The sequence below is a fragment of the Fimbriimonadaceae bacterium genome (genome assembly GCA_023957775.1).
Classification (GTDB): Bacteria; Armatimonadota; Fimbriimonadia; order Fimbriimonadales; family Fimbriimonadaceae; genus JAMLGR01.
Genome location: JAMLGR010000003.1, coordinates 1 through 16095, shown reverse-complemented (window position 1 = coordinate 16095; position 16095 = coordinate 1). Strand labels below are relative to the sequence as shown.

General features: G+C 65.8%; 15 protein-coding genes and 1 tRNA gene. 8 read left to right on the top strand and 8 right to left on the bottom strand.

Going from position 1 to position 16095, the window contains the following annotated elements; all coding sequences use genetic code 11:
• Positions 1–90 precede the first annotated feature (90 nt).
• The 3 genes from M9921_03055 to folK all read right to left on the bottom strand — a co-directional run bounded on the left by M9921_03055 (position 91) and on the right by folK (position 3202).
• On the bottom strand, positions 91–1389 hold the full coding sequence (locus M9921_03055; GenBank protein MCO5295812.1) for a type II secretion system F family protein: 1299 nt from the start codon (positions 1387–1389) through the stop codon (positions 91–93).
• A 69-nt stretch (positions 1390–1458) separates the two neighbouring features.
• Entirely contained in the window at positions 1459–2709 is a 1251-nt protein-coding gene (locus tag M9921_03050) for a type II secretion system F family protein (protein ID MCO5295811.1), read from the bottom strand.
• Positions 2690–3202, bottom strand: a complete 513-nt coding sequence (gene folK / locus M9921_03045) for a 2-amino-4-hydroxy-6-hydroxymethyldihydropteridine diphosphokinase (GenBank protein MCO5295810.1) — start codon at positions 3200–3202, stop codon at positions 2690–2692. Before folK ends, M9921_03050 begins: the two co-directional genes overlap by 20 nt.
• 212 nt (positions 3203–3414) lie before the next feature.
• Here folK and M9921_03040 point away from each other — a divergent pair.
• Together M9921_03040 and M9921_03035 are read left to right on the top strand one after the other, a co-directional pair.
• Positions 3415–3490, top strand: a tRNA-His gene (locus M9921_03040).
• 380 nt (positions 3491–3870) lie between these two features.
• Positions 3871–5259 (top strand): CPBP family intramembrane metalloprotease, encoded by a 1389-nt coding sequence (locus M9921_03035; protein ID MCO5295809.1) that lies wholly within the window; start codon positions 3871–3873, stop codon positions 5257–5259.
• Here the strand turns inward: M9921_03035 and M9921_03030 are convergent.
• Positions 5231–6229 (bottom strand): stage II sporulation protein M, encoded by a 999-nt coding sequence (locus M9921_03030; protein ID MCO5295808.1) that lies wholly within the window; start codon positions 6227–6229, stop codon positions 5231–5233. The genes M9921_03035 and M9921_03030 overlap by 29 nt on opposite strands.
• A gap of 258 nt (positions 6230–6487) precedes the next feature.
• Between M9921_03030 and M9921_03025 the strand changes: the two genes are divergently transcribed.
• Positions 6488–7444 (top strand): sigma-70 family RNA polymerase sigma factor, encoded by a 957-nt coding sequence (locus tag M9921_03025; GenBank protein ID MCO5295807.1) that lies wholly within the window; start codon positions 6488–6490, stop codon positions 7442–7444.
• 78 nt (positions 7445–7522) lie between these two features.
• Positions 7523–7933, top strand: coding sequence for a nucleoside-diphosphate kinase (ndk, locus tag M9921_03020; GenBank protein MCO5295806.1), 411 nt, complete (start codon positions 7523–7525; stop codon positions 7931–7933).
• A gap of 186 nt (positions 7934–8119) precedes the next feature.
• On the opposite strand, the gene M9921_03015 is transcribed toward ndk, so the two are convergent.
• Both M9921_03015 and M9921_03010 read right to left on the bottom strand, forming a co-directional pair.
• On the bottom strand, positions 8120–8761 hold the full coding sequence (locus tag M9921_03015) for a uracil-DNA glycosylase (protein MCO5295805.1): 642 nt from the start codon (positions 8759–8761) through the stop codon (positions 8120–8122).
• Entirely contained in the window at positions 8761–9261 is a 501-nt protein-coding gene (locus tag M9921_03010) for an HIT domain-containing protein (protein ID MCO5295804.1), read from the bottom strand. Before M9921_03010 ends, M9921_03015 begins: the two co-directional genes overlap by 1 nt.
• Before the next feature lie 65 nt (positions 9262–9326).
• On the opposite strand from M9921_03010, the gene lpdA reads away from it, so the two are divergent.
• Together lpdA and queF are read left to right on the top strand one after the other, a co-directional pair.
• A complete protein-coding gene (lpdA, locus tag M9921_03005; protein MCO5295803.1) occupies positions 9327–10868 on the top strand; it encodes a dihydrolipoyl dehydrogenase in 1542 nt (513 codons plus the stop codon).
• A gap of 3 nt (positions 10869–10871) precedes the next feature.
• Positions 10872–11216 carry a preQ(1) synthase gene (gene queF / locus M9921_03000; GenBank protein ID MCO5295802.1) on the top strand — a complete coding sequence of 115 codons (345 nt, stop codon included), beginning with the start codon at positions 10872–10874 and terminating at the stop codon, positions 11214–11216.
• Positions 11217–11614: 398 nt separating this feature from the next.
• Here the strand turns inward: queF and M9921_02995 are convergent, their stop codons facing one another.
• Positions 11615–12907 carry a PhoPQ-activated pathogenicity-related family protein gene (locus M9921_02995; GenBank protein ID MCO5295801.1) on the bottom strand — a complete coding sequence of 431 codons (1293 nt, stop codon included), beginning with the start codon at positions 12905–12907 and terminating at the stop codon, positions 11615–11617.
• Between the two features lie 180 nt (positions 12908–13087).
• Between M9921_02995 and M9921_02990 the strand changes: the two genes are divergently transcribed.
• Together M9921_02990 and M9921_02985 are read left to right on the top strand one after the other, a co-directional pair.
• Positions 13088–14566, top strand: a complete 1479-nt coding sequence (locus tag M9921_02990) for a stalk domain-containing protein (GenBank protein MCO5295800.1) — start codon at positions 13088–13090, stop codon at positions 14564–14566.
• Between the two features lie 158 nt (positions 14567–14724).
• Complete coding sequence (locus M9921_02985; GenBank protein MCO5295799.1) at positions 14725–15093, top strand: PilZ domain-containing protein; 369 nt, start codon at positions 14725–14727, stop codon at positions 15091–15093.
• 80 nt (positions 15094–15173) lie between these two features.
• On the opposite strand, the gene M9921_02980 is transcribed toward M9921_02985, so the two are convergent.
• The coding region (locus M9921_02980; protein MCO5295798.1) for a hypothetical protein at positions 15174–16095 on the bottom strand (922 nt) is incomplete at its 5' end.

Genomic DNA, 16095 nt, shown 5'->3' with positions numbered 1-16095 from the left:
GGTCGGAAATGGGTTCGCCGTTATAAATACCGGGTTTCTCCGACAACCTGGTGGAATTGAATGCTCGCGGTGCCACGAGGACCGACGCTCTCATCCGGCGGCCTTGGTGATCCCGCTGAAATAGCCTACATAAAACGTGACCACCACGTAACCCACATAGGCGGCAACCAGCAATAATGCCAGGATGCCGAACGCGTAGGCGAACTGCACCGAGCGCGTCTGCGCCTCGTCCTCGTAGAACTCGGCCATCTTCTGCAGCATCGCATCGAGGTTGCCGGTGGTCTCCCCCGTGTGCGTCATGTCCAACACGATGGGTGAAAACGCGCCGGTGGCTCGGAACGTCTCGGTGATCCCCGAACCCTCTTCGAGACGCTTGGCAGCGGGGTAGATCCTCGCGCGCAGGTACTCGTTGCCACAGGCGTCGGCGGCCAGTTGGGTGGCCTTGGGCACGGGCACCCCGCCGGAGTAGAGCGCACCGAACGCCCGTCCGAACTTCGCCATGCAGAGCTGCTTGACCGTGTTGCCCAGTCCGGGTATCGAAAGGACCACCTGATCGTAGTTGTATTTGATCCGCGGGTTGGGCAACCCCAAACGCACGAAAAGGTAGATCGCGACGAGCAGCGGACCGAGCACGAACCAGGTAGCCGGTTGCGTGAGCGGCGAACTCAATCCCCCGCTCTTGCCCAGCGAAGCGATGATCGAGTTCGTGGCCAGCACGATGACGATCGATGCGCCGACGACCAGTTTCGGGTAGATCGTGACGCGGCGCATGAGGTTGCGCAGTTCGATCTCGCGCTCGAGATACTCCGCGATCTGCTTGACCGAGCCCTCGAGCATGCCGCCCTCCTCGCCCGCGCGGATCAAGCTGAGCATGAGGGGCGAAAACACTTCGGGGTAGCGCTGCATGCCCACGCTGAGCGGCCGACCCTCGCGCGCGTGGTGGGCGAGCTCCCGCACGATGCGCGCGAGCCGGGGGTCGCGCGCCTGTCCGGCCAGCGTGTCCAGCGACTGGATGATGCTCACGCCGGCGTTGAGCATGGTGCCCAACTGGCGGAAGAAGAAGAGCTGCTGCGCGAGCGGGACCCGGCCCACGAGTTGCCCCACCACGTGCGTCTGCATGTAGGAGCGCTGCTGGGTGGTGCGGTCGATCTCGGGCTGAACCGAGGGCGACCGCTCCCGGGCGGGAGTTTCGGGCGGACTCGCCGCCTCCGAACGGCCCGCGAACTCGCGCGGCACGGGATCGTCGAGCCCCTGGGCGATTCCCACGTGCTCGACCTCGAACCCCCGCTTGGCCAAATCCTCCGCAGCGGCCGAGAGCGAGCTGCTGTGCAGCGTCCCCCGCACGTCCTGCCCCCGCTCGTCGCGGGCCTGGTATTCAAAGATCGGCATGGCAAGGTCCAGGCGCCGATCCGGCGCCTGGTAACAAAGACGTCGAAACCCCGCCGTTGGTGCTCAACACTAGTCGGAGAATCCCGGCAAGACCTTGTTGGGAATCTCGTAAAGCCACATGTAGATGAAGAGCGCGAAGACCACGGCCGAAGCGACGAAGCAGCCGAGGGAGCTCCAACACCCCGTCCGCCACTTGGCCTTCCCCGTCGCGGACTCAAACTCGCTGCGCCCCGCCTCGGCCAGGCGGGACAACGTTCCGGGGATATCGCCCGTCTGCTCCCCCGTCGCCATCATGGGCGCGTACTCCTCGGGGAAGAGCCGACTCTCGAAGAACGCCTCGGACATCGGCTGGTTCTCCCGCAGCCGGCTGCCGGCGTCGCGAATCCTCTCCTGAAGCTCGAGATTCGGGACGCAGTCGACCGCCATCCGCCACGCCGCCTGGGGCGCGATCCCAGCGTTCGAAATCCGGGACAGGGCCCACGCGAAGATGGCGAGCCCTTCTTGCCGGGCGCGGGGCCCGTAGGCCACCCACTGCAGCCCCATCCGATGGCGGAGCGGGCGCAGCGGCATCGACTTCCAGACCAGCCACCCCAACCAGAGGAGCACGTACACACCGAGCGTGATCGGACCCACCGGCCAACGAAGGCGCTCGATCATCGAGTCGAGCATCAGGCGCAGACCGCCGGCCGCGCCCCCGGCGCCGCCCGAGGCGTCGATCTTGTCCCACGCGGTGGAGACCCCGCGCGTGGCAAGCCACGCGCCGGGGATGATCAGGAGCGCGTGGAGGAACACGGCCGTGGCCATCCACATCGCCCGGCCGAACTTGTGGCTGGACTCGGCCTGGTCCGCAATCCGCTCGCACGCCTCCGGAAGAAAGCCCGCGGCCTCGCCCGCCCGCACGATCCCGACGACGTGGGGCGGGAACAGGTAGGGATAGCGTTCCAGCACCGAGCTGATCGGAGCCCCTTCGCGCGCCGACGTCGCCACGTCCTGGCACGCGCGCTGCATCCCCGAGTGGCGGGTCCTGCGGGCGAGCGTCTCGCAGGCCTGGTGCGGATTGACGCCGCTGCGCAGCAGCGACGCCAGTTGCGAAAACAGGAGAAACCGGTCCTTGTCCGTCGCGCGCTTCGTGCGGATCGTCGGTCCGTCCGGCACCGCATCGACCGGCACGCGCGTGGCCGCACCCGAGGGCTGGATGTGGTCCACGCGGTAACCGCGATCGACCAGCAGCCTCGACGCCTCGCGTACGTCGGGAGCCTCGATCGTGCCTTCGAGGATCTTGCCCTGCGCATCGCGCGCGCTATAGCGAAAGAACGACATGGTCCAGCTTTCGGACGGATTGCGGGTCGGTTTCGGCGGCGTCGATGGCGGATCGCACCGATCCGAGGCCCGGGAGATGCCACGCGGGGTCGAGATCCAGCATCGGCTGCAACACGAAGAGCCGCTCAGCGAGGCGGGGATGCGGGATCTCCAGCACGGTTCGACCACGGTCGACGAACCGGTACGCGAGCGCGCCGTAGGCGATGAGGTCGAGGTCGATCTCCCGCGGCCCGTTCCGCTCCCGAGGGGTCCGCCCCACTTCGGCCTCGGTCCGCTTCAGAAGACGGAGGAGCGCCAGAGGACCCAGTGCGGTCTCGGCGAGCAAAGCGGCATTGAAGAAGACGGGCTGGTCCTCGACGTACATCGGAGCGGTCTCGTAAACCGGGCTGCCGCGCAACAGGCGAAGCTCCAAGGCCAACGCCGCCACGGCACGCTGCAGGTGCAACGCACGATCCCCAACGTTCGATCCCAGTGCGATGCACACGCGAACCACGGCAGCGGTTTACCCGGTTGCGCGCGCTCCCGCCTCCCGATTCCCGACTCCCGACTCCCGATTCCCGATTCCCGATTCCCGATTCCCGTCTCCCGATTCCCGATTCCCGATTCCCGTCTCCCGGTTCCCGATTCCCGTCTCCCGATTCCCGTCTCCCGGTTCCCCGCAACTTGACTTCCCCGCCCGGCAAACGCCACAATCAGAGCCTCGCGGCGGGTGTAGTTCAGTGGCTAGAACGCCTCACTGTGGCTGAGGAGGTCGTGGGTTCGATCCCCATCATCCGCCCCAAGTTGGTCCTTGGGCCTTGGGCCTTGGGCCTTAGGCCTTGGGGGAGTGTTCATCGCTCGAAGACTTCGAGCTGGAACCCGACGATCACGTCGGGGCGCTGGACATTCAGGTGGGCACGCCCAGCTTGGGTCCCAGCCAAAACTGCCAGCCCAAGTACGCGACGAGAAAACCCACGATCCACGGCCAATCCACATCTCCTAGAAGCCGATCCGCGCACAAAGGGTTCCGTTTTCATCGCCGGGCGACGTCGCCCCGCGCGCCGTCGGCCCTCGCGTTATGACAAACTGGGACTCGTTGCGCGAACCCGAGTCGTCCGTAGGCCGTGTTCGCGAAGCCGCAGCGAGCCATCTCCACCAACCCGACGACCGCTCTCCGGACCCGTGACTCTTCCCACCTTCGATCTCCCCGAACCTGAAAAGCGCAACCGGCTCGGGTGGGCGCTGCTGATCGCCGTCGTCTCCTTCCTCGTTCTTGCTCAACTGGAGCAGTACCTCAGCCGATCGACCCCCGACGACCACGATCTCAAACCGTACGAGACCGTCCTCGAAATGGGCGTGCGCCAGCGCGAGGCGCTTCGCAAAGTCGGCGAGGTGCTCGCCGTTCCGAACAAGCAGCTCGAGAAGAACCCGGGAGACGAGGCGCTCGAGAACGCCATCTCGGACCTCGCCCCGCTGCGGACCAAGAACGCCGAGGCCGCCAAGCTCTACGTCGCGATGCGAACCGAAACCGGCAAGGAGATCGTCCCCGGGGACCTCCAAGCCATCAAGGCGGTCCCCACGCCCGAAAACAAAGCCTTTGCCACGATCTACGGCTCCAAAAAACTCGATTCCGAGCAACTCGCGGCGGTCGAGAAAGCGCTGTCCGGGTCGAATTTCCTCCTCAAACTCGCCCGCGCCCATGCGCGCGAACGGGCCGGGGTCAAGGACCCCCGCGGCGAACTCCTCTCCGCCGGGAAGGCCGCCCTTCTCCTCACAGCCGGAGCCGTAGGGGCATTCGGCATGCTCTTCGGGCTCCTTCTTTGGCCCGCCTACTTCGTGGCACGTGCGAACGGGCGCCTCAAGCCGCTCGGCCATCCCGTCGGGCAGCTCACGCCGCGCGACTCGGATCGTCACGCCATGCGCGCGGCGCAGGTGCTGTTGGGCATGGTCGCCCTCTCGTACCTGCTGGGAGGCGAGGCCACGGGGCTTCCGAAATGGGCCGCCGGCGTCACCTACGCGCTGGCCCTGCTTGTGATGGTCGTCCTCCTCACCCTCGTTCCCGTCGACGGGAGCCGAATCACGTTCAGGCGGATTGGCGTTCGAGGGACCGAATTGGGGAAGAACGTGATGTGGGGCGTGGCCGGCGCCTTGGCCAACCTTCCCGTCGTGCTGATCCTCGGAATCCTCGGCGTGACGATGTTCCGGTTTCTTCCTCCGCCCGAGCACCCGACCTCGGTCGAGCTGATGAACAACCCTTCCCTCGCGACGATCCTGGCGACCTTGTTCGCGGCTTCCGTGGTCGCCCCGATCGTGGAGGAGAGCGTCTTTCGAGGCACGCTGCTGCCCGCGATCAGCGCGGCGTTCAAGCACGTCCCCTCGGGAATCCTCCTGACCAGCCTGGTCTTCGCCTCGATTCACCCGACCGGAATTCCCGCGTGGCCCGCGCTCGCAGGCGTCGGCGCGATGGCCGCCCTGCTGACCTATCAGACCAAGTCGCTCGTCCCCGCCATCGTCATGCACGCGGTGCACAACGGACTGACGCTCATGCTCGCCCTGGCGGTCTCTGGCTGAGCGGCGCCTCCTCGATCTCTCGGCCATAGCCCGTCCAGAAGACCGCCCATCCCGCCGCGCTGGCCAGCGCGAGCGCGACCTTGGCCCACCCGGGCACCGACGGGTTGAAACTGAAGAACCCTTCAATCGGCGCCGCGATGAACATCAGAACCACGGAGGTTGCCAACAGCACGATCGCGTCGTGGCCCGCTTCGCGAAGCGCATCGCCGCGGCTGCGCCTCCCTGGGGCGATCAGCGCCCAGCCGAGCGCAAGCCCCCCGGCGCCCGAAAGGACGAGTCCGCTGATCTCCGTCACGCCGTGCGGGGCGATGGAGACCAGCAGGTGGCCGAGTTTCCCGACGCCCGCCATTTCGCTCGCCAACGAGCCCAGGATCAAGCCGTTCGAGAACAGCCGCTCCGCGGTCCCGACGCCAAACGTCGCCGCCGCGATCGCACCCGAGAGAATGGCGACGAAGGGGTTGTTGGAGCTGTAGAAGCCGGACATCGCAATGGCCTCCGAGGCCGATCGCTCCTCGAACTGCCCGCTCTTCCACTGGGCGAAGACCGGCTCCATCATCGGCGGGATCAGGTGGACGCGCGCCTCGGGTACCGAGCGGAGCGCCCACGCTGCAAATAGAACCCCGGCAACGAAGATCGTGGCGCTTGCCGCGACGAACCACGCGCGCCGGCGAACGGTTTGCGCAGCGGAGGCCAGCGCCGCGCCAAGCGCGGCCCCGAACGGCTTGCGCGGGGTGCGGTAGAGCTGACTGTACGCCCGTGCGCAAAGGCTGTTCAAATGGGCGATCAGGTCGACGTTCACCGAGTGGGTCCGAGCGAGCGCGAGATCGCGCGAAACCTGCCGGTACAGCCGGACAAGCTCCCGGAGCTCCCCGGTCGTGAGGTTGGCCGGACTCACGTCCGCGCGGTCGCAAAGCCGCTGGAGCATGGACCAACCCGCCTCGCGGCTCGCCAAGAACTGCGCCTCGTTCATCCATGCCGACGATACCCAGGAGAACGGGCTCCGGCACCGGGATATAGGCAGGTAAACTGCCCGTACATTTGATTGAACTGTCGGCTCGCCGGCCCGGGTGGGAAACAATCGCTTTCCTTTGAGCGTCAGCTAGAAGTGGGAGAAACCACCGGGAAGTCGGTTGGGATTTGGCATGATGCTTGCTCCGTTATCTTGCGCATGGGTCCTCGGCACCGTTGGGTTTCGCGAGGTCCTCGAAAGCGTGCGACGGACTGATTGATGGACTACGAAGACGGGATTCCAAGCTACTTGGGCCGCTTGACCCAAGCCCCGCTCCTCACCCCCGAGGAGGAGGGCAGCTTCACGCGTCTGGTCCAGGCAGGCGAGATGGTCGCCAAAGGACGCCACGACGAGTTGTTGCGCCTGCTCAAACATCCCGACCTGCGCGAATTCGGTTGCCCCGCGCAGGTCACCCCAGAGGTCCTTGCGCGCGTCGCCGAGCGAGGGGCCTCCGCCCGCAAGCGGCTGATCGAGTCCAACATGCGGCTGGTGATCAATATCGCCAAGGCCTACCGCAACCGAGCCATCGCCCTCGAAGACCTCATTCAAGAAGGCGCGATCGGGTTGATGCAGGCCGCCGAGCGGTTCGATCCGGAGAAGGGATTCCGTTTTTCCACTTACGCCACGCACTGGATCCGCCAGGCGATCGGGCGCGCCATCGACAACAAGTCGAAAGCCATTCGCCTGCCCGCCCACGTCTCGCAATCCTTGCGGAAGATCGAGAAGGAGCGCATCCGGCTTGCGGGAGACCTCGGCCACGAGCCGTCGTCCGAACAGCTCGCGCGGGCGATGGGCATCAGCTCCAAGAAATTGATGTCGCTCATCCAATCCTCGCAGGAGCTGCTCAGCCTGGACATGACGGTCGGCGACAGCGGCGGGATGACCCTTGGCGGCCTCTTGAAGGACGAGAATGGCGGCGACCCCGAATCGATGGTGCTCACCAAAGAGGTGATGCTCGAACTGCAGCGGATTCTTCTCGAGCTGAACGAACGCGAGCAGCGCGTGATGCGGCTCCGGTTTCGACTGGACGGAAACTCCGAGCCCCTGGTCCAGGAGGAGCTCGCCAAGGAGATGAAACTGTCGCGCGAACGCATCCGACAGATCGAGGTCCAGGCCATCAAGAAGTTGCGCGCCCTCGCGCAGCGGCGTCGGTTGCGCGAGATGCTCAGCCAGTAGCGGCCGAGTCGTCGTTCGGTGGTTCCCCGGGGGTATCCTGAGTGCTATTCCCACCCTCTGGAGAACCTACGAACACGCATGGAAACGACTCTCGTTCTGATCAAGCCCGGCGGGGTTTCCCGCAACCTCATCGGTGAAATCACCCGGCGCATCGAAGCGCGCGACCTGACCCTCGTCGGCCTCAAGCTGATCCGCGCCGAGCGCCCCGTGGTGGAGCAGCACTACGCCGAGCACCGCGAGCGCCCGTTTTTCAAGGACGTGTGCGACTACCTCACGAGCGGACCGGTCGTGGCCATGGCCGTGCGCGGCACCAACGCCGTCAAGGCGATCCGGGCGATGATGGGAGCCACGAACCCGATCGAGGCCACACCCGGAACGATCCGAGGGGACCTCGCCCTTTCGATCGACGACAATCTCACCCACTCCAGCAGCGACCCGGAGGCCGCCGCCCGCGAGCTTGCTCTCTGGTTTCCCGAAGGGGTCGTCTGATCCAGGGCGGTCGAAAGAGCACTGCCACGCCCGCTCGACGGGCTTGCGGATCCGCTGGCCCGAGAGGGCGGCCGGAGCGAGGTGCCACGCCCGCGCGACGGGCGTGCTGTCAAGGGTGACCGGCGAAGAGCAAGGGTCCAAGGGTGCCACACCCGCTCGATGGGCGTGCCGCTTGGCCCACGGACGTCACAGAAGCCGCAGTTGCTCTGCGGCTCTTGCCGTTGCCTTCTCCCGGAGCCGATTCGCGGCCTCCCATGCCCGGGCGATGTCCTGCACGAGCAGGCTGTAGCCCCCGTCCGAGGACGCTCCGGCATTGCGCAGGATGTAGGCGGGGTGCAGCGTGGCCATCGCCGCTCGGGCGAACTCGCAGGGGAAGTACTTCCCCCGCTCGCGGGTGATCTTGAACTCCTTTCGAATCAGGTTCTTGGCGCTTGGAGCCCCGATGCACAGGATCATCTCGGGGGCGATCGACGCGAGCTGAGGCACCAGCCAGCGACGGCAGTTCGCCGTCTCCCCCTCCGTCGGCGGACGGTTGACCGGCCGACCGGTCGACCAGTCGCACGCGCGGCACTTCACGGTGTTGGTGATGTACACGGTTTCGCGCGCCAGGCCCGCATCGGCCAGAGCCCTGTCGAGAAGCTGTCCCGCACGCCCCACGAACGGCCGCCCCGTCGCGTCCTCGGTGTCTCCAGGCCCCTCGCCCACCAAGACCAACGGGGAGGCGGGGTCTCCCTCGCCAAAGACCACGGTGCGGCGTCTTTCGGCGAGATCGCACGCGCGGCACGCGAGGCACCCCGCGCGAACCTCGTCCAGCGTCGCGCCGGGCATCACGCCCCCGCTTCCTCGCGCTCGACGATCGCGCGAAGCCGGTCGTAGCTCTCTTCCAAGCTCTGCGGCAAGACGCGGACCTCGCCCACGACCGACATGAAGTTGGTGTCCCCGGTCCAACGCGGCACGATGTGCCAGTGGATGTGGGTGGGAATGCCCGCGCCCGCCGCCGAGCCGAGGTTGACGCCGATGTTGAATCCGTCCGGAGCGTACGCCTCTTCGATCCACCGCAGGCACTTGGCGACGAGCTGGTTGATTTCCAGCAGCTCGGCGTCGTCGAGCTCGCCCATCGAAGACGTGTGCTTGAACGGCGCGACCATCAGGTGGCCGTTCGTGTAGGGAAAGGCGTTGAGCATCACGAAGGCGTGCCGACCGCGGTGGAGGATGAGGTTCTCCCGATCGGCATCCAGCGTCGGAAGATCGACGAAAATGCACTCGCCGCTCGGGGTCGCCTTCTCGATATAGGTCAGGCGCCAAGGCGCCCACAGTCGCTCCGCCATGGACCCTTTATAGCACGGGCGCCGAAGGTACACTGGTTCCGCGCGGAGTCCCGCGCCAAGCGACGATGACGAACGAGGGCAGCCCCACGGTCAACGGCCCCGGAGCCGCCTCCACGGCTCCGAACGCTTTCGGGTCGATCATCGAGCAGATTTCCGAGATTCCCGGATCCAAGGAGCAACCCCAGACCATGCCTAGCGACAACTTCGATGCTGACCTGATCGTGATCGGAGCCGGCCCGGGCGGCTACGTCGCCGCGATCCGAGCCGCCCAGATGGGGGCGAAGGTCGTTTGCGTCGAAAAGGAGTATCTGGGCGGCACGTGCCTGAACTGGGGCTGCATCCCGTCGAAGGCGATGATCGCCTCGGTCGAACGCCTCCAGCACGTCAAGCACGCAGGCAACCTGGGGATCGACGTTGGCGGCGAGGCCGGCATGGATTTCAAGAAGATGATGGCGCGCAAGGACAAGATCGTCCAGGCGCAGCGCGGAGGCATCGGTCTGCTCTTCAAGAAGAACGGGGTGCGCCACGTCGAGGGCTTCGCCTCGTTCGTGGATCCGCACACGGTCGAGGTGACCAAGGACGGCAAGAAGGAGAAGATCCGGGCGAAGAACTTCATTCTCGCCATGGGCTCGTCGGTCATCCACCTCGACATCCCGGGCTTGAAAGGCGGCGTGAAGGAGAACGTCTGGACGTCCGACGAGGCGGTCACCGCCCCCTTCGTGCCCAAGAGCATGCTGATCCTGGGAGGCGGTGCGGTCGGAACCGAGTTCGCCTACGTCTTCAACGGTCTGGGAACCGAGACGACGGTCGTCGAGATGATGCCCAGCCTCATCCCCACGATGGACGCCGACCTGGGAACCGAGCTTGCCAAGCTTCTGGGACGACAGGGGATCAAAATCCAGACCGGAGCGACTCTTGAGAAGTGCGAGAAGGCCAAGGGCGGCTGGAAGTGCCACGTCAAGCAAGGCACCAAGACCGAGATCGTCGAGGTCGAAGTCGTGCTGCTCGGGGTGGGACGCAAGGCCAACACCGACGGCATGAACCTTGAGAAGATCGGCGTCAAGCTCCACCGGCGCGGGGTGGAGGTCGCGGACGACTCGCTGCGCACGCACTGCCCGAACGTCTACGCGATCGGCGACGTCACCGGAAGGATCCAGCTCGCCCACGTCGCCTCGATGGAGGGCATCGTCGCGGTGACCAACGCGGTCCGCGGCGAGGAGCGGAAGATGGACTACAAGGTCGTCCCGAACTGCGTCTACACGATTCCCGAAGTCGCCTCCGTCGGTCTCACGCAGAGCGAGGCGGAGGCTCAGGGCTACGATGTGGTCATCGGGAAATCCCGATTCCAGATCTTCGGCAAGGCCATGGCGATCGACGAAAAGGATGGGTTCATCAAGGTCGTCGCCGAGAAGAAGTACGGCGAGGTGCTCGGGGTGCACATGATCGGCCCGCACGTGACCGACCTCGTGGCCGCCGCCGCCGCCGCGATCAAGCTCGAGGCGACGGTCGAGGCGATGACCGACACGATCCACGCGCACCCCACCCTCGGCGAAGCGATGCTCGAGGCGTACGAGGACGCGGCGGGCCACGCGATCCACAAGATGTAGCCCATGGTCGAGACCTTCCCCAACCCGGCGCCGCAGCGGGACTACCGCATCACGCACGTCTGCCCCGAGTTCACCAGCGTCTGCCCCAAAACGGGCCAGCCGGATTTCGCCACGATCACCCTTGAGTACGTCCCCGACGCCCTGTGCCTCGAACTCAAGGCCCTCAAGCTGTACTACTACGGGTTCCGGAACGAGGGGATCTTCTACGAAGCCGTGGTCAACCGCATCCTCGACGAGCTGGGCGCCGCGTGCTCGCCCAGGTGGATGCGGGTCACAGGGGAGTTCAACGTGCGGGGCGGGATCGGGTCCACCGTGGTCGCCGAGACCGGCGCACCCCCCGCGCGCTAGGCGCGGAGGCGCGGAGACGGTCCCCAAAAGGTCTCACGCAGAGGCGCGGAGGCGCGGAGGCGCGGAGATCCTCCTCGGTCATCCCGGCCCTCCCGTCATCCCGGGCCCTCCCGTCATCCCGGGCCCTCCCGTCATCCCGGGCCCTCCCGACATCCCGGGCCCTCCCGACATCCCGGGCCCTCCCGTCATCCCGAGCTTGTCGAGGGAACCGGTTGTGCAGGGCTCCCGGGATCGCAGCAACCACTCCGATCACGCTCGGATCCGACCTCCAGATCCCTCGACTTCGCTCGGGATGACCGGGAAGCGGAACGACACCAAGGCCCAACACCCAAGGCCCAACACCCAAGGCCCAAGGCCCAAGGCCCAAGGCCTAAGGACGAAGGACGAAGGACCAAGGACTAAGCCCCCGGCCCGACCACCCGGACCGGCAGGCACACGCTGAACGTCCGCCCGGCCCGCCGGTAGGAAACCTCGGCGAGGATCGCCTTCCAGGGCTCGGCGGGCAGCACGAAGCGGATCGCGGGGCGGCTCTTGCCCGACTCGGTCGACGGAGGGTCGACTTGGACCTTTGCGGCCTCCTTCCAGACCGAAGCGCGGAAGTCCTGCGACGCGCTGCCCGCCGTCCAGATCCGGCACGCCACCATCCCCTGGCCGTCCACGTCGAACGAGGCCACCGCAGCCTCGCCGTCGATCTTCAGGTCCCAGGCCACGGAGGGCATCGCGAACTCGCCTGCGCAGGAGCGGGCGAACGCGGCGAGCGCGGCGTGCTCCAAATCTTTGTCTTGGAACGTGTGGCCGTTGTTGGGCAAGATGCGCGCCCACTTCGGCATCGGCAACTTGTTCCAGTAGAGGCTCATCGCATCGGCCGGCCAATAGGGGTCGTTCGTGCCCGTCACCAGAAGGACGGGAATCGAGATCTTCGAGACGTAACTCAACGGATCCACCATGCGGGCCAGCTTCTGACCCGCCTCGGTTTCCAGCGTTGCGATCAGATCCTTGCTCGTGTAGTCGCCGATCCGCTCCGAATAGCCGCCGAACGCCTCGACCTGGTGCTTCATCTGAGGCAGGATGTCGAGGTTGTCGTACACCTCCGGCGCGATCCCGATCACGCGCGGATCGCCGCTGGCGCCGACCAGCCAGCTCGTCCAACCGCGTTTGCTCGCCCCGGTCACAACGAACTTGCGAAGCGCCGGCCGGCCGGTTTCGCTCCACTGCTCCACTGCATCCATCGCGTGGAGGGTGCCCTTGACCATCGGGAACAGCAGCGGCCACGTGGCATCGCCCGTCTCCAGGAACTTGACGAACGTCGTCGCGATGAGGCCGTCCTCGCGTTCGCCAAACAGGGGCTGGTTGGGAATATCGAACACCGTGGCGACGACCATGCCCGATTCCCGGGCGAGGGTCCGCGCCTCCGCAACGTCCTTCTCGTTGACGTCTCCCCCGGTCACGATCAGCATCGCCACGCCCGGGTGGTCGTCCTTCGAAGGACGGAGGACGCTCACGCCGTGGCGCATCGTGTGGCCATGCCACGCATGCGACAGCACGGAGAGATCCGTCCGGTCGCCGTCGCGGCGCACGACCGTCCATCGAAACTCGGGGGCGGGAAGCGCGAGGTAGTTCTGCAATTCGGTCGGCACCTGCGTCAGGGCGAAAGCGATCAAGAGGCCTGTGAACATCGTTCTTGCGGCCACGATACCTGTCGAACCATCCCCCGAACTTCAACCGGGCTCCGTCGCGTCCAGCACTCGTTACCCGCCTCCCATCCGTCCTTCAGGGAGCGGCGACGGGCGAGGTTGACTTTCACACGCCAAAGTGTGAGAATAGGCAAGACGGAGGGTCCCATCGACGGATGGGCGTGGATTGGAGTGACGATGAAACATTGCTGGACTAAGCTGCTTGCTGTCGCAGGCGCGTTTGCTGCGTGCATGGTGGCCAACGCGTTCATTTACGACGCGACGATTCTGATCGACCGGGCGCTCAACAGCCCGACGTTGACCATTCGGTACACGGGGGCATCGGCGGCCCTTGCCGAGCTCCGCGTCAATGGCGTGAGCTACGGCACGAGGACGCTGAACTCTGGAAGCAGCAGCGGCGAAACGAACTTCACGCTCGACCTGAGCGCCCTGAACCTGGGCGACAACCAAGTCGAGGTGCGGCTGTTCGACAAGGCCGGCAAGGTCGTGGGCACCGAGCGGACGACGATCAGCGCCGACGACGGATCGCAGTCGCCGGTCTTCGTCTCCGCGCCGAAGATGGGCTCCACGGTCCAAGGCCCCGTCGAGATCAAGGTCGGATTCGGTCGGTCCATCCGCAACATGTACGTGAGCTTCTTCATCGACAACCAGTTCAAGTCGATGACGAACGTGCCGCCTTACAGCTATTTGTGGGACACCCAGCGGGACGCCAACGGCTGGCACGAGCTCGAGGCTTGGGTCGTGGACGATTCCAGCAATACGCTCAAGACCAAGAAGATCCGCGTCTTCGTGAACAATCCCGGCGGCCGCACGGTCCGCAAGACCGAGGAGAAGGTCGAAGGCACGACCTCCGAAAACAAGGTCCTCCCCGTCGCCGGCAATCCGGGGACGATCAAACCCACCGTCGAACCGGGCAAGGCCGTGCTCGGCAATCCAGGATCGCCCAAGGTGCCGACCACCGAGCCCCTCACGAGCGCGAACCCCGTCGAAGTCAAGCCGGCAGCGGCCGCGGGCACCAAACCCATCCAGGTCGAAAACGCCATCGCGACCGGGGCGAAGAGCCTCACCCCAACGGGCCAGCGCGTGGCCGCTCCTCCAGCGAAACCGGTCGAGAAAGTTGCGCCCAAGGTCGTGCCGACGGTCCCCGAGAAGGTGGCCCGGACGGCCCCGCCGGTCGTGACATCCAAAGTCGCGACCAAGATCGATGTGAGTTCCCCGAGCACGTCGGTCGCCACGACGGCCAAGGCCGGGGTCGGCCTCCTTCGACTCGCCAAGGGTGATCGGGTGCCCAACATCGGCACCTACGCAATTCTGATGGACTCGAAGTACGTCGAGTTCGACGTGCAGCCGCGCGTCGAGAACGGCATCCCCCTCGCTCCGATCCGCCACCTCCTCGAGGCCGCGGACGGCAAGGTCGCCTGGGAGAACATCGCCAAGGTGATGACCGCCGAAGCGAACGGCCGCACGATCGTCGTCCACATCGGCGACACGGTCGCGCACATCAACAACCTGCCGGTCAGCATGGAGATCGCGCCGTTCCTCGAGCGGGGCCGCACGATCGTTCCCCTGAGCTTCCTTCGCGACAGCCTGGACGTCGAGATCGAATTCGACGCCAAGACCGGACACGTGCTGATCACTTCCGCTCCCAAGAAGTAGATCGCCGGTTCGAACCACCAAGGGCGCCTTTTCTCGAAAGGGCGCCTTTTTTTGCGCGGATGCCGTTTTTGGGGACCGTCGTTTAAGATTCCCGGGCGACCTTCCGATCATCTTAGAAGAGATGCCGCACGTGCGGCACCGACGACGAGGGTGGATCTTTGAACGACAACGCACATTCGGACCTGAGACACTACGCGCGCTTTGAATTCATGGAGTGCGCCCTGCTCTACCAAGAGGGTCGCGAGGAACCGTACCGCGCCATGTTGGTGGACATCGGGCTCGGCGGCGTCCAGCTTCGTTCGAAGGACCAGTTGCCCGTGAGCGAGATCTGCATGCTCGAGATCGGACAGGACGGCGGCACACCGCTCTCCTTGCGCGGCCAGGTGCGGTACTGCCGACCCGTGAAGGACTCCGACCTCTACACGAGCGGATTCAAGTTCGCCCCCGACAGCCACGAACAGCGCGTGCTGATCGCCGAGTACGTCCACGGCGTGTTCCAGCGTCAAGGCGAAATCCTAGCGGGCTAGCCCATGGGACTGCGCGGATTCATCCGCGCTTTCACTCCTTCCGGACACGTCCGTCCAGCGCGCGTGGCACCCCGCCCCCGCTATCGGCCGGCCGGGGCGGGTGATCCCGCTTGCTCCCCGGCGGGATCCAAACCCCAATCAGGCGGCACTTTGAGGATCGAAGGCACCCCGGTCGACCCCTCAAGGCCACTCACTTCGATCTGAATCTGCTTCCCGTCGAAGCGGTAGGCCATCGGCTTGCCGTCGAACGGACTTGGCCACCTCCTTGTGTCGATCGAGGGTGGAATCACGGGGCTCCGCAGCGCAAGGGCCAGGGCCAGGTACTGCTGCCGGCGCGCCTGCCACCCCTCCTCACGGCCGATCGTGAACTCGGTGTCCGCAACGAGCGCATGGTAGATCCTCGCCGCCGTCGGAAAGGCGACCAACGCCTGGAAGAATTCCTGGCGGGCGTCCTCGAGGATTGGGTCCCTCTCCTTCGATGGCTGGTCGAGGACCGCCCACGATCTTCGGAACGACTGAACGATTTTGATCCTCGACTTGCTGGGGCTGAGGAGGCGTGTGAAGATCTGCTCAGGGCCGCTCGGGAGGTCCTCTTCCTTGAGCCCCAGATCGGCACGCCCTTTCGGCGTGGAGCAGAGCTCGATCAACGACAGGACTCCGTACAGGTCCCCGCGGTGCTCCCGTTTCAGATCGGGAGGAGGCAACGCTCGCACCAAACGGTCCAATGCCTGAGCGTAGGCGGGTTCGTCCCGGCGGATGAAGGACCACTCGCCGACGTGCTGCAGAGCGATCCTCTCGATCGACTCCGCCACCAAGGCTCCCAAGTTGGTCGGCTCCTCGCGGAGGTGTCCAGCCATCGCGAAGAGGCGATCCGCATCGGCGATCGCGTCCGCAGCGCGCCCCTCGCAGGCGGCCACCGTACCACGCAGCGCCGCGAATTTCGCCGCCTGCCTGACGTCGGCATACTCGGGAAACAGCGTGGCAGGCCCTTCCCACTTGCGT

What these genes read in the sequence shown, in the direction of transcription:
- M9921_03055 (MCO5295812.1), bottom strand. Translation starts at nt 1,389, where the DNA reads ATGCCGATCTTTGAATACCAGGCCCGCGACGAGCGGGGGCAGGACGTG.
- M9921_03050 (MCO5295811.1), bottom strand. Translation starts at nt 2,709, where the DNA reads ATGTCGTTCTTTCGCTATAGCGCGCGCGATGCGCAGGGCAAGATCCTC.
- M9921_03030 (MCO5295808.1), bottom strand. Translation starts at nt 6,229, where the DNA reads ATGAACGAGGCGCAGTTCTTGGCGAGCCGCGAGGCGGGTTGGTCCATG.
- M9921_03025 (MCO5295807.1), top strand. Translation starts at nt 6,488, where the DNA reads ATGGACTACGAAGACGGGATTCCAAGCTACTTGGGCCGCTTGACCCAA.
- ndk (MCO5295806.1), top strand. Translation starts at nt 7,523, where the DNA reads ATGGAAACGACTCTCGTTCTGATCAAGCCCGGCGGGGTTTCCCGCAAC.
- M9921_03015 (MCO5295805.1), bottom strand. Translation starts at nt 8,761, where the DNA reads ATGCCCGGCGCGACGCTGGACGAGGTTCGCGCGGGGTGCCTCGCGTGC.
- M9921_03010 (MCO5295804.1), bottom strand. Translation starts at nt 9,261, where the DNA reads ATGGCGGAGCGACTGTGGGCGCCTTGGCGCCTGACCTATATCGAGAAG.
- lpdA (MCO5295803.1), top strand. Translation starts at nt 9,327, where the DNA reads ATGACGAACGAGGGCAGCCCCACGGTCAACGGCCCCGGAGCCGCCTCC.
- queF (MCO5295802.1), top strand. Translation starts at nt 10,872, where the DNA reads ATGGTCGAGACCTTCCCCAACCCGGCGCCGCAGCGGGACTACCGCATC.
- M9921_02990 (MCO5295800.1), top strand. Translation starts at nt 13,088, where the DNA reads ATGAAACATTGCTGGACTAAGCTGCTTGCTGTCGCAGGCGCGTTTGCT.